The sequence below is a fragment of the Exiguobacterium sp. BG5(2022) genome (assembly GCF_031844365.1).
Lineage (GTDB): Bacteria > Bacillota > Bacilli > Exiguobacteriales > Exiguobacteriaceae > Exiguobacterium > Exiguobacterium profundum.
The window spans coordinates 566,186-578,559 of the sequence record NZ_JAUZVB010000001.1 but is presented as its reverse complement, the minus strand read 5'-3'; the positions used below and the strand labels follow the sequence as shown (position 1 = coordinate 578,559).

Annotated in this window: 12 protein-coding genes; all 12 read right to left on the bottom strand. The window is 49.4% G+C overall.

Annotation, left to right across the window (positions count from 1 at the left end):
* Window positions 1-20 precede the first annotated feature (20 nt).
* Window positions 21-1,322 carry an asparagine--tRNA ligase gene (asnS, locus tag Q9R25_RS02965; RefSeq protein WP_215244025.1) on the bottom strand — a complete coding sequence of 434 codons (1,302 nt, stop codon included), beginning with the start codon at window positions 1,320-1,322 and terminating at the stop codon, window positions 21-23.
* A 20-nt stretch (window positions 1,323-1,342) separates the two neighbouring features.
* Complete coding sequence (locus Q9R25_RS02960; protein WP_074037167.1) at window positions 1,343-2,530, bottom strand: pyridoxal phosphate-dependent aminotransferase; 1,188 nt, start codon at window positions 2,528-2,530, stop codon at window positions 1,343-1,345.
* A gap of 20 nt (window positions 2,531-2,550) precedes the next feature.
* Entirely contained in the window at window positions 2,551-3,036 is a 486-nt protein-coding gene (locus tag Q9R25_RS02955; RefSeq protein WP_074037168.1) for a hypothetical protein, read from the bottom strand.
* Window positions 3,033-3,218 (bottom strand): YpmA family protein, encoded by a 186-nt coding sequence (locus Q9R25_RS02950; protein WP_015881492.1) that lies wholly within the window; start codon window positions 3,216-3,218, stop codon window positions 3,033-3,035. The genes Q9R25_RS02955 and Q9R25_RS02950 overlap by 4 nt, the downstream gene beginning before the upstream one ends.
* A 65-nt stretch (window positions 3,219-3,283) precedes the next feature.
* On the bottom strand, window positions 3,284-6,094 hold the full coding sequence (dinG, locus tag Q9R25_RS02945) for an ATP-dependent DNA helicase DinG (RefSeq protein WP_311282764.1): 2,811 nt from the start codon (window positions 6,092-6,094) through the stop codon (window positions 3,284-3,286).
* Between the two features lie 106 nt (window positions 6,095-6,200).
* On the bottom strand, window positions 6,201-6,584 hold the full coding sequence (gene panD / locus Q9R25_RS02940) for an aspartate 1-decarboxylase (RefSeq protein WP_311282763.1): 384 nt from the start codon (window positions 6,582-6,584) through the stop codon (window positions 6,201-6,203).
* A gap of 5 nt (window positions 6,585-6,589) precedes the next feature.
* A complete protein-coding gene (panC, locus tag Q9R25_RS02935) occupies window positions 6,590-7,420 on the bottom strand; it encodes a pantoate--beta-alanine ligase (RefSeq protein WP_214691026.1) in 831 nt (276 codons plus the stop codon).
* Window positions 7,417-8,253: a 3-methyl-2-oxobutanoate hydroxymethyltransferase gene (gene panB, locus Q9R25_RS02930; RefSeq protein ID WP_311282762.1), complete on the bottom strand. Its 837-nt coding sequence runs from the start codon at window positions 8,251-8,253 to the stop codon at window positions 7,417-7,419. Before panB ends, panC begins: the two co-directional genes overlap by 4 nt.
* Window positions 8,254-8,478: 225 nt before the next feature.
* Window positions 8,479-9,441 carry a biotin--[acetyl-CoA-carboxylase] ligase gene (locus Q9R25_RS02925; protein WP_074037172.1) on the bottom strand — a complete coding sequence of 321 codons (963 nt, stop codon included), beginning with the start codon at window positions 9,439-9,441 and terminating at the stop codon, window positions 8,479-8,481.
* Window positions 9,414-10,553, bottom strand: coding sequence for a CCA tRNA nucleotidyltransferase (locus Q9R25_RS02920; RefSeq protein WP_311282761.1), 1,140 nt, complete (start codon window positions 10,551-10,553; stop codon window positions 9,414-9,416). The genes Q9R25_RS02925 and Q9R25_RS02920 overlap by 28 nt, the downstream gene beginning before the upstream one ends.
* Window positions 10,550-11,671 carry an N-acetyl-alpha-D-glucosaminyl L-malate synthase BshA gene (gene bshA / locus Q9R25_RS02915; protein WP_214783040.1) on the bottom strand — a complete coding sequence of 374 codons (1,122 nt, stop codon included), beginning with the start codon at window positions 11,669-11,671 and terminating at the stop codon, window positions 10,550-10,552. Before bshA ends, Q9R25_RS02920 begins: the two co-directional genes overlap by 4 nt.
* Window positions 11,668-12,351 (bottom strand): bacillithiol biosynthesis deacetylase BshB1, encoded by a 684-nt coding sequence (bshB1, locus tag Q9R25_RS02910; RefSeq protein WP_015881484.1) that lies wholly within the window; start codon window positions 12,349-12,351, stop codon window positions 11,668-11,670. The genes bshA and bshB1 overlap by 4 nt, the downstream gene beginning before the upstream one ends.
* Window positions 12,352-12,374 lie beyond the last annotated feature (23 nt).

The window sequence follows — 12,374 nt, the reverse complement described above, 5'->3', positions numbered from 1 at the left end:
ATGTCCTCCCCGATTAATCGTTAAGGGTGAATTCGGTTTAAAAGACGTGGGAACGGAATCGCTTCACGGATGTGCTCGATTCCACTGATCCATGCGACCGTACGCTCGAGACCAAGTCCGAAACCAGAGTGTGGGACCGAACCGTATTGACGAAGTTCAAGGTACCAATCATACGCATCCGTTTCGTCGAGACCTTCCTTGATGATCTCTTCTTTTAGACGATCGTAGTCGTCCTCACGTTGAGATCCCCCGATGATTTCACCATATCCTTCTGGTGCAATCAAGTCCGCACACAGAACAAGTTCTGGATTATCAGGGTCTACTTTCATGTAGAACGGTTTGATTTCTTTTGGCCAATGCGTGATGAATACCGGCTGATCATGTGCGTTGGCAATCGCCGTCTCGTGCGGTGCACCGAAATCATCACCGTATTCGATGTCGTCGAATCCTTCTGCCTTCAAGAACTTGATGGCATCTTCGTAACGAACACGAGGGAACGGCGCTTGTACTTGTGCCAATTTCTCAAGGTCACGTCCAAGCAGTTCCAGTTCATTTTTACAGTTCGCAAGTGCTGCCTGTGCAATGTATGCGACGTATTGCTCTTGAATCTCAAGGTTCATGTCATGATCGACGAATGCCATCTCCGGCTCAATCATCCAGAACTCAATCAAGTGGCGACGTGTTTTTGATTTCTCCGCACGGAACGTTGGACCGAACGAGAATACTTTTCCGAGGGCCATCGCCGCTGCTTCCATATACAATTGACCCGTCTGAGAAAGGTAGGCTGATTGACCGAAATAATCTGTTTCGAACAATTCTGTCGTCCCTTCCGGAGCACTGCTCGTAAGGATTGGCGGATCGATTTTGACAAATCCTTCTTTGTTGAAGAATTCATATGTCGCACGAATGATTTCGTTACGAACTTTCATAATCGCGTGTTGGCGACGTGAACGGAGCCATAAGTGACGGTTGTCCATCAAGAATTCCGTTCCGTGTTCTTTCGGTGTGATTGGATAATCAATCGATTCCGCAATCACTTCTAAATCTGTCACTTCCAATTCAAATCCGAGTGGTGTACGCCCGCCATCAGATTTGACATTCCCTGTGACCCAAACCGAAGTTTCTTGAGTAATCCCTTTGGCTAACGTAAATAACTCTTCTGCCACGTCAGCTTTTACAACGACTGCTTGAGCAAAACCGCTTCCATCACGTAATTGAAGGAAAGCAATCTTACCACTTGAACGTTTATTGGCAATCCAGGCCCCTACACGGACCGATTGGCCTTCATAATCTTTAAATTGGTTAATCGAAATAGTTGTCATATTCTTTTCCATCCTTTCGCTTATCGAGCGTGCTCCGTAACGAATTCTTCTACTCGATCGAGCGCTTCTAATACGCGTTTTAATTCAGTTGCATAGGATAATCGTACGTAATCGTCTTGTCCGAAGCCCGAACCAGGCACAAGTGCCACGTTTGCTTCTTCAAGAACAGCTTCACACCAAGCATCGACGGTGTCATAGCCACTTTCTGTGGCCGCGACCTTCGCATTGGCATATAAGTAAAATGCACCTTGTGGCTTCAAACAAGTGATGCCAGGGATTTTGACGAGACGGTCGTAGACGATTTCAAGTCGTTCCTCGAACGATTGACGCATCATTTCCACATCTTCTTGTGGTCCATTGTACGCTTCTACCGCAGCCGCTTGTGCGACAGATGTCGGGTTTGATGTCGAGTGTGAGGCCAAGTTCGTCATCGCGCCGATGATTTTTGCATCACCAACGGCATACCCGATTCGCCAACCTGTCATCGCGTGAGATTTCGAGACCCCATTGATGATGATTGTCCGCTCACGCATATTCGGAAGGGTCGCAATCGATACGAACGACGCATCACCGTAAATCAATTTTTCATAAATTTCATCGCTAACGACGAGAAGATTGTGTCGAAGAACGACATCGGCGAGTGCCTGTAGCTCCTCTTTCGTATAAATCATTCCCGTCGGATTAGATGGGCTGTTCAAAATGACGGCCTTTGTACGAGCTGTAATCGCATTCTCGAGTTGCGTTGGCGTCAATTTAAATGACGTCTCTTCATTCGTGTCGACCAAGACAGGTTCCCCGTCCGCTAATTTGATTTGTTCCGGGTAACTGACCCAGTATGGGGCTGGGACAATCACTTCGTCCCCTTCATCTAAAATAGCTTGGAACAGAGCGTATAGGGCATGTTTCGCACCTGAAGCAACCATCACCTCGTTGCGTTCGAACGACAATCCACTATCGCGTTTCGTCTTTTCAATGATGGCATCCTTCAACGCGACTGTCCCGCCAGATGGCGTGTATTTTGTGTCTCCATCTCGAGCGGCTTGACAAGCAGCGTCGATGATTCGTTCTGGTGTGTTGAAATCAGGTTCACCCGCGCCGAGACCAATGACATCTTTACCTGAAGCTTTGAGTGCCTTTGCCTTAGCTGTAATCGCCAAAGTAGTCGATGGCGTGAGTTGCTTTACACGTTTCGCTAATAGATGTTCCATCATAATCCCCCTCTAATTCATTACATTTGATCGGTCAATTGGACCCGTCGAATAAATTCTCCGGTCTGAAGCGTATAGTACGAATACGTATAAGACGCATCCGCTTTCGTGACCACTTCGATGAGTGCCCGTTCGTCAAAACCAACCTTACAGCTGACCAGTTGTCCGCCTGTCTCCTCAACCGACTTCGAACAGACGTCAGTAGCGTCCACTTCACCGATTTCTCGTTGCTCGATCTCCAGTTTTTTATCCAATGGGACAAACCAAATGGACTTCCCGTCTACTTCTGGGAAGACGACATATGCCTCTGTCCCATTGAACAGTTCTCCCTGACCCACTCTCGCGTCTGGAGATTCTTCAGTCAATCGTACCATCGCCGTTTCGACGAGCTTTTCTTTTTGATTCTCTGTATGACCGATGGTGAATCGATACATCACGCTAAAGACAAGGACGACACCAATCAGTGCCGCCAGTAATGAGACGATCCATTTTGCCTTTCTGGTCATTCTGTACGATAGATGGTGAAGACCATCTCTTCCTTCTTCGGATCATTCACTTTCTTCTCAAGTGACAAACCGAACATTAAATCCTGACTCTTTAAGGTCCGATTCAATAAGTCGACAATTTTGTAGACGTCCGCAGTCGGTTCGATGCGCACGCTCGCCAGCGTCTCAATATTCGAGTTCATATTGACTCCTCCTCCAAAAACACTATACGTATCATTATAAAACGATAATATCGTGATGCCTAGCGTTATCTGTCATTTCGTGCCACAGACTTTTCCTTCTCGTCTAAGAACAACTCTAACTCGGATAACGACGTTTCAAGCGTTCCTTCAATCCGGTCAACTTTAGGCAAGCTGTTGATGAACTGTTTGCCGTAACGCGTCGTCTCCACACGCCGGTCGAACACGAAGACGGCACCATAATCCCCTTTCGATCGAATCAATCGACCGACACCTTGTTTGAAGCGAATGACCGCTTGGGGCAAGGATAACTCAAAGAACGGTGATTTCCCCATCGCTTCAATTTTCTCAGAACGAGCTTGCATGATGGGCTGGTCGGGCGGTGCGAAGGGAAGTCTTACAATGACAAGGCATGTCAACGCATCCCCCGGAATATCGACACCTTCCCAAAAGCTAGCTGTTCCAAAGAGAATCGACTGTTCCATCCGTTTGAACTGTTTCGTCAAGCGGCTACGTGAGCCACCGCTCACACCTTGTGCGAGAAGTGTATAAGACGGGTCAAGATGGTCTTTGACTTGTTCATAAGTGAGTCGAAGCAATTCGTTCGATGTGAACAAGACGAGCATCCTTCCTTTCGTCACGTTCGCGATTTGGACAATTGACTGGGCTGTCTGATCGACGAACTGAGGGAGCGGCACTTCATTGATCAACGGGAAGTCCGACGGTACAAACAGTTTGGCCTGTTCTTTGAAGTTGAATGGCGACGGTAAGACGACTCTTCGGACCGGTTCTCCTTCTAATCCGAGGCGTCGTTCCATAAAGCTGAACTTCCCTGAGACCGTCATCGTCGCTGATGTTAAGATTGTCGGTCGCTTCTTAAACAGACGTTCATGCAACAGCGGTCCGATTTCGACGGGCTGCGTGTATACCGAGGTCAATTTCCGATTCCCTAAATTCAGTTCGACCCAGCTGACCGCATCATCGTCACGTGTCAGCATCGTCTCATAGATGACACTCTCGAGTTCGCGCACGTCTCCAATCAACGTTTTTAAGTCACCAAGAAGTGCGCGTTGTTTGAATGTCATATGTTCTTTACGTTCATCGAGCAGTCGATGGAGATGTCGGAGTGACGTCCGCAACGTTCGCAGTTTGTCCTCGAGTCGATTGGCCACTTCTCGAATTGGTCTAAACGTTGCCCCTTCCCGTTCGAAACGAACCGTTTGTCGAGGTTCTTTTTTCTTACCTAACGATTGAAGGGACGTCAGAAGATCTTCGAGTTCTTCTTCGACCCGAGCGAGGGCAGAATCGATCTGTTGACTGAATGCCTCAGCCTCTTCGGTTACTGATGTCAAATCGGCTAACTGGATGATGCGAGAATGGAATTTGCCATCCGCTCCGTAGCCGAACCATTTGAAGAGACGGTCAAATTGAATCGCATCAAATGTCACACCGAAATGATGCGAGGCCACTTCCTCGACTTGATGGGCCTCGTCTAATACGAGAGGTGTGTCCGTCGGTAAAATGCCTGCCTGATGCTGTAAATCCGAGAACAGTAAAGCATGATTGGTCACAATCAGGTCCGCTTCTTTCGAGCGCAACACGGCTTTCGTGAAAAAGTCACGGCTATACCATGGGTCGAATCGACCAAAATCATTAGAAGCATCTGCTTGAATCAAACGCTTGAATGAAGCAGGACCTTGTGTCGCAGATCCCGGGAATGAGAGTTCCTCTAAATCTCCGGTCTCGGTTTCTGTGAGCCAGACGAGTACCATCGCTTTACACATCGATGCCAAAAGACCGTCATTTGATTCGTCGAGCACCATCTCGAACTTACGCAAATCGATATAATTGCGTCTCCCTTTCAACAACGTGAATTCGATCTCAGGAAAAATCTGACGAAGAACAGGTAAGTCTCGATTTAACAACTGTTCTTGCAATTGAATGGTATGCGTACTAATGACGACCGGGCGTTTCGTCTCGAGGGCATGGTGGGCACTCGGAATCAAGTACGCAAGCGTCTTACCCGTTCCCGTACCCGCCTCGACTAACAATGTTTCCTCATCGTCTAACGCTTTGTAGACGTGACGCATCATTTCGAATTGACTCTGTCTCGGTTCAAACTGCTCAAACAGTGAAGGGAGTGTCTCTTCGATCGTCCGCAAAAGGAACGGCTCGAACGGTTCACGTTCTGTCGTCGGGACGAAGGCATCCACCGGTCGCCTTAACGCAATTTTGCGGTGGATATCAAAACGTGTTTCGTCGTCTGGACGGATCCCGACCTCAAGGATCATCTCATCGAGTAACGGTTCGATATGACTCGTCCATGACTCAGATAACTCTCGAAGTCGTTTCAGCGTCACCATCGGTAAATCGCGTAAACGGTCGAACATCCGGATGAAGAGCTCGGCTGTCGCCTCTGCGTCACTGAGTGCCCGATGTGCGTCTGTATGTACGAGGTCAAACGTATCCGATAGCGCTTCTAACGCATGGCTCTCTAAAGTCGGATACAAGATGCGGGCCAATTCGACAGTATCAATGGCTCTCCCTTGAAACGCAAGATAACCCGCTTGTTCAAGACTCTCATTTAAAAAAGTTAAATCAAATGCGACGTTATGCGCGACAAACACCCGTCCATCTAGCATTTTCCAAATGTCGGGAATCACATCTTCAAATGTAGGTGCATCACTTACATCTTCGTCACTAATCGTTGTCAATTGCGTAATAAAAGGTGGGATTGGTCGACTCGGTCGAATCAAGGTGCTGTAGCGCTCTATCACTTCACCCTCTTGTACGACGACCGCCGCAAACTCAATCAATTCATCTCCGGACTTAACGGAATGACCCGTAGTCTCTAAATCCACAATCACATACGTGTCCATAACATCCATCCCATCTTTGGCACGCTCGTGCTTTCTGTCTGTCTCATCTTACCATAGAACGAATAACGAAAAAACGGGGATGCCTCTGCCGACACCCCCGAATCCTTTACAAAATTGTATGAGCAATCTCTTCGTAAAGAAGTTGATCGACCTCATTTTGTTCGTTCAACACAGCTACTTTCGGACGATGCGTTTTTGCCTCTTCCGCTGTCATTTGACCGTAAGCCATGATGATGACAACATCACCGACCTGGAAATGACGTGCTGCCGCTCCGTTCAAACAAATCACGCCTGAACCGCGTTCCCCTTTGATGACATACGTTTCGATGCGAGCACCATTATGGTTGTTCGTAATGTGTACATGTTCATTCTCCATGATACCGACCGCATCCATCAAATCCTCATCGATTGTAATTGAACCGACGTATTGTAAGTTTGCTTCTGTCACTGTTGCTTTATGAAGCTTTGCGTGCATAAATGTACGAATCATTGGATTCATCCCTTCTTCCAAATCACATTATCAATCAATCGGGCCCGTTCAAACTGAATGGCCACCGCTAACAAGAGTTCGGTCGAGTCGCTCGAGACGGCACCGAGCGTCGGGTAATCGACAAGCTCGACGTAATCGATTTGACTGTTCGGAATCTCGTTCAAACGTTCAGTCAGCTGTCGTTTTACTTCATCAACTTGTTGACCTGTATCGAGTGCCTCTCGCGCCATCGTCAATGCGCTGAAAATCCGACTCGCCTCTACCGTTTCGACATCTGACAAATAGACGTTTCGAGAAGATTTGGCTAGTCCTGTCTCCTCACGAATAATCGGGCAGCGTCGAATCTCGACTGGAACGAAATAATCTCGGACGTATCCTTCGATGAGTGCCACTTGTTGAGCATCCTTCAGACCGAAATAAGCGCGTGTCGGTTGAACAAGGTTAAATAATTTTGAAACGATTGTCAACACACCATCAAAATGACCGGGACGACTCGCCCCACATAATACGTCCGCCCCGTGACGGACAGTCACACGCGCCATGTCAAGTGGATACATCGTCTCCGTCGTCGGATAGAACAAGACATCGACTCCCGCATCACGTGCCAACTTCTCATCCCGTTCAAAGTCGCGGGGGTAACGGTCGAGGTCTTCATTCGGTCCGAACTGTGTCGGATTGACAAAAATACTCATGACAACGACGTCATTTTCCCGTCGCGCGTTTTCAACGAGGCTCATATGTCCTTCATGCAAATATCCCATCGTCGGCACGAAGCCAATCGTTTGATTCGTTGGTAAGGCAATACGTAATTCTTCGACGGTCGATACAATCTTCATCCATTTCCTCCATACAATGAGTCGAGTAACGACTCATCCATTGTGAACGTATGACGTTCTAACGGGAAGTGACCGTTCTTCGTCTCTTCGACATAAGAACGGATAGCATCCGTCGCCACTTCATTCACGTCTGCATACGCTTGGACAAATTTAGGGAGACGGTCCACCCCATATTTCAATACGTCATGATAGACGAGCACTTGGCCGTCGACATCTGCACCTGCACCGATTCCGATGACAGGAATCGTCAATTCTTCTGCGATCCGTTTTGCCAATTGGTGAGGGACACACTCAAGGACGAGCATCTTCGCGCCAGCACGTTCCGCAGCCAAGCTATCTTGAAGGAGTGTCTCGGCAGCCTCTAGGGACTTCCCTTGTACTTTATATCCTTCTAGGACGCCAACCGATTGAGGGGTCAACCCTAGATGGGCGACACATGGCATGCCGACTTGTGTCAAGCGGTCAATCGTATGAAGCACGTCACCGGCCCCTTCTAGTTTGATGGCATCCGCACGGCCTTCTTGGAATAAACGCGATGCTGCCTGTAACGTCCGATCGAAGTCTCCGTGATATGACGCAAACGGCATATCTACCACAACGAACGTATTTTGTGCTCCGCGGCGTACCGCTTTCGAATGATGGAGCATGTCCTCCATCGTCACCGGAATCGTCGAATCATAACCAAGTACGACCATCCCAAGTGAATCACCTACTAATATCAAATCGACACCGGCCGATTCGGCAAGTTTGGCTGACGGATAATCATATGCCGTCAACATGACGAGCTTTTCTTGCTCGTTCATTTTTTTTAACAATGTAGTCATCGTGTGCATCTGTTTCTCCTCCTTAACGTGGAGACAGGAAAGAATAAACGCCCTCTTACACAGATGGCAAGAAGGCGCACGAAAAACAAATTCATGGTTTTCATGAGTTAGTGTCCTTCTGTCCCTGTCATAATGATCAAGGCAGACAACTGAATGTGACAGTCTGCAAGCGCGGTACACTTCAAGAATTGATAGCGTCCGACACATTAAGTATAGTCGATGGTCTCGCTTTCATCAATCATTCCACACTGCAATCTCAGCAGAATAGACCGGTTCGACCGTTCCATCCACTTCGAGTAGCAGTGCCCCTTCCTCCGAGATGCCTCGCATGACACCTGTTCGCGATGTCCGGGACACACTCAAGGTGATCGACTCATTTAAATAGGCGGCATGTTTCATCCAGTTCAAGCGAACCGGTGCAAATCCTACGTCAAGGAATCGGTCGTATTCGGTCTCGAGTTCTGCCAATAGTTCTGCCAATAACTCACTGCGATGATACCTCGTCCCGGTCTCTAAATAAAGGGAGGTCGCCCGGTGCGCCAACTCAGTCGGAATGTCATCGCCGTTGACATTCATTCCGAACCCTAAAATGACGGCTTGAATGCGGTCCCCTTCCGTTTGCATTTCCGTCAAAATGCCTCCGATTTTCTTGCCATTTAACAGTAAATCGTTAGGCCATTTGATTGTCACGTCAAGGTCCCGCGCATTCAACGCTTTCGCAAACGCACTTGCCGCCATCAAGGTCAGCTTTGATGCGTCGCGAATGGGTAATTCCGGTCTTAAAATCACACTTGCCGCGATATTGACGTGCTTCGGATTGTGCCAGTTACGACCGAGTTGTCCGCGACCGGCCGTCTGTTCCTCGCTCATGACGAGCGTCCCCTCTGGCACGTGTTGTTGCGCCAGCTCATGGGCGATTCGTTGTGTCGTGTCGATTTGGTCAAACGCATGGACGATTTGACCGAACCGTCCCTTCCGATATGACGCAAACGCTGGTTCATCGAATCGGTCACTTTGCTCAAGCAATTGGTATCCTTTTCTTGGGATCGTATGAATCGCATAACCGTCTTGCTTAAGCGTTTCGATATGTTTCCAAATAGCGGTACGTGAAATATTTAATTGACGGGCCAATTCTTGGCCACTCCATACTTCACCATCTTGTAATAGCGTCAGAACACGCCCGCGCGTTGAAGCCATCGTTTCGCCTCCTCTTTCAATACTGTCTCATGGTTCGGTAACTCGTTTAAGATGACGCGTCGTTCGAGGTCGTCTAACAGATGCTTGATCGCTTCCCCTCGTGCCCCGAGCGCTAAGGCGTCCCGGCCGTCAAATTTCAACTCTTTTCGTGACGTCATCGGGAGCGACTGTTTCAGTTCACGGCTACGGTCTTTCTCCCCGTTCATCCGGAAATAAGTGGAGAGCGTCTGTTCATCCGTCGAATAAATCGTCATCCGGTCAAGTCCCGTCTCACAGAGCAGTGCAAGCGTACGCGCCTCCCGTTTGATCGCGTTCGACCGTTTCCATGGCGATAGCCAGCTGTCATCCTGTGCATGATAGAGAAAGAGTGCCCATCCGCTGACCGCGTTCACAGGTATCCGAGCGTCCTCTTGGACACGCTGCATCAGTTCGGTCGTCACGTTCGGTAAATAGCGATGAATGCCGAGCTCGACCATTTCACCTAGCGCTTTCTTGTAAGCAGGTCCCGTCAACAGTTTCTCAAATTCGATCGCGATACGCTCCATCGCAATTTGTTCGAGCTTATGACCGAGCCCGCTCGCTGCTTCCCGCAACTCGTCATGTAAGGTGAAGTCGAGTTGTGACATGAAGCGAAGCGCACGCATGATGCGTAGCGCGTCCTCTCCGAACCGTTCAAATGGACTGCCGACTGTTCGGATGATTCGTTCTTCTAGATCATGTTGACCACCGAATAAATCGACCACTCGTCCATCATGGAACGCCATCGCGTTCATCGTGAAGTCCCTTCGTAATAAATCCTCTTCAAGCGATACCCCGAGTGCGACATGGTCCGGTCGTCTCGAATCCGAATACGATCCTTCCGAACGGAACGTCGTCACTTCGAACGGATGGTGGTCAATAATGACCGTGACAGTCCCATGTTCGATACCGGTCGGAACCGACTTCGGGAACAACGCCATCACCTCTTCCGGGAAGAGGGACGTCGCCAAATCGATATCATCGGGCAGACTCCCGAGCACATAATCCCGAACAGCACCACCGACGATATACGCCTCGCCACCATGCTGTTCGATCGTGTCGATGATTTGTTTTGCGTATTCCCATTCCGTCATGATGTCACCACCTGTTCATACAAGCGTTCATATTCGGTCACGATATCTTGTGAGGCGAAGCGCCGAGATTTCACCAATCCGTTTTGTCGGAACCGTTCTCGTAGCTCACGATCGGTCAAGAGCCGCTCCATCGCAGAGGCGGCCTGGCTCGCATCCCCTTTAGGAACGACGAAACCATCCTCACCGTCCGTGATCACTTCCGGCAGCCCACCCGCATCGCTCACGACAGAGGGCACACCCGTCGCCATCGCCTCGAGCGCCACGAGACCGAACGCCTCCTTGTCTGATAACAGGACGTGAACGTCGCTGATTGCAAGAAGTGCGGCGACTTGTTCTTGTTTCCCGGCAAAGATGACTTGCTCCTCAAGCCCCATCTCCGTCACGAGTCGACGCATCGCACCCATGAGCGGACCATCTCCGACGAGCAATAGTTTCTTATTCGTCACATCCATCTGATCGAACGCCTCCAGAACGAGGTCGACGCGTTTGACAGGACGGAAGTTTGAAATGTGGATGGCGACCCGGTCCTCATCCGACAAGCCGTACCGTTCCCGTAATGTCGGGTCGAATTGAGGCGTATACACCGATTCATCGATGAAGTTATGGATGACTTGGATCGGCAAATCACTGGCAATCCGCTCTTCTGTCTCCCGTTTCAAACTATGAGAGACCGCCGTGATCGCGTTCGATTGACGCAGCCCGTATAGAATGGCCGGTTTCAGTTCCTCGTCCTCACCGAGTACGGTGATATCGGTACCATGTAACGTCGACACGATCGGGGTCTTCACACCCGCCATCTCACGACCAAGCGCAGCACAAACGGCATGCGGTACGGCATAGTGTGCATGGATGACATCGAGACCGAACGATTGGATGACACTCGCAATCTTCGCTGACAATGTCATATCATACGGCGGATAACGAAAGACCGAATATTGATTGATTTCGACTTGATGGAACGTAATATTTGGGTGATAGGCGTTCAAACGAAACGGCATGCTGCTCGTGATAAAATGGACATCATGCCCACGGTCCGCAAGCTTCATCCCGAGCTCTGTCGCTAAAATCCCAGAGCCTCCGACAGATGGATAACAAAGAATCCCAATCCGATACGTCATGCGAGTTCACCTGCCTGTTTTACGACATATGGTCGAACGCGCTTCAACCCTTCCGCATAGGCGACTCCAATCAAGCTCCCAAAATGGCGTTCACGGGCGATGACCCGTTCCACATATGCATCGGTGAGCGGTGTCTTTACTCCATCGACCGGAGTGAACTGACTCGCGTAACATTGAAGCGCCCGTGTCTTCACTTCGATCGTGTCACTAATATCCACGCACACATCCGGTTCGACGTGAGCATTGATCATATATTGGTACACACTTTCAGGACGATATGCCTCGAGTTCGGGTAAGTACTTTCGGATCCCGGCATTAAACAGCGCCTCTGTCACGAGATGGGCGCAGGCTGCATGGTCAGGATGACGGTCGACCTCATATGGATAGAGCAAGTGGGTTGGGCGCTCACGGCGAATCAAGGAGACGATTGCCTCGAGCTGCTCTTCTCCCCCGTCAATCCCACGGTCTTTAAATCCTAGATTGATTCGACGGACACCAAGCACGTCATCAGCCGCACTTGCCTCCTGTCGTCTCGTTTCTACATCACCATTTGAAGAAAGTTCCGCTCTCGTCAAATCGACGTATACGACCTCAGTCTTCTCTTTCGTCCATTGGGCGGTCATGCCGGCGATCCCGATTTCGATATCGTCCGGATGTGCCCCGATGGCTACTACTTTCATCTACATCACCTCTTCTTTGAAAA

Coding starts and splice junctions, on each gene's coding strand:
- asnS (WP_215244025.1), bottom strand. CDS start 1,322: ATGACAACTATTTCGATTAACCAATTTAAAGATTATGAAGGCCAATCG.
- Q9R25_RS02960 (WP_074037167.1), bottom strand. CDS start 2,530: ATGGAACATCTATTAGCGAAACGTGTAAAGCAACTCACGCCATCGACT.
- Q9R25_RS02955 (WP_074037168.1), bottom strand. CDS start 3,036: ATGACCAGAAAGGCAAAATGGATCGTCTCATTACTGGCGGCACTGATT.
- Q9R25_RS02950 (WP_015881492.1), bottom strand. CDS start 3,218: ATGAACTCGAATATTGAGACGCTGGCGAGCGTGCGCATCGAACCGACT.
- dinG (WP_311282764.1), bottom strand. CDS start 6,094: ATGGACACGTATGTGATTGTGGATTTAGAGACTACGGGTCATTCCGTT.
- panD (WP_311282763.1), bottom strand. CDS start 6,584: ATGATTCGTACATTTATGCACGCAAAGCTTCATAAAGCAACAGTGACA.
- panC (WP_214691026.1), bottom strand. CDS start 7,420: ATGAAGATTGTATCGACCGTCGAAGAATTACGTATTGCCTTACCAACG.
- panB (WP_311282762.1), bottom strand. CDS start 8,253: ATGCACACGATGACTACATTGTTAAAAAAAATGAACGAGCAAGAAAAG.
- Q9R25_RS02925 (WP_074037172.1), bottom strand. CDS start 9,441: ATGGCTTCAACGCGCGGGCGTGTTCTGACGCTATTACAAGATGGTGAA.
- Q9R25_RS02920 (WP_311282761.1), bottom strand. CDS start 10,553: ATGACGGAATGGGAATACGCAAAACAAATCATCGACACGATCGAACAG.
- bshA (WP_214783040.1), bottom strand. CDS start 11,671: ATGACGTATCGGATTGGGATTCTTTGTTATCCATCTGTCGGAGGCTCT.
- bshB1 (WP_015881484.1), bottom strand. CDS start 12,351: ATGAAAGTAGTAGCCATCGGGGCACATCCGGACGATATCGAAATCGGG.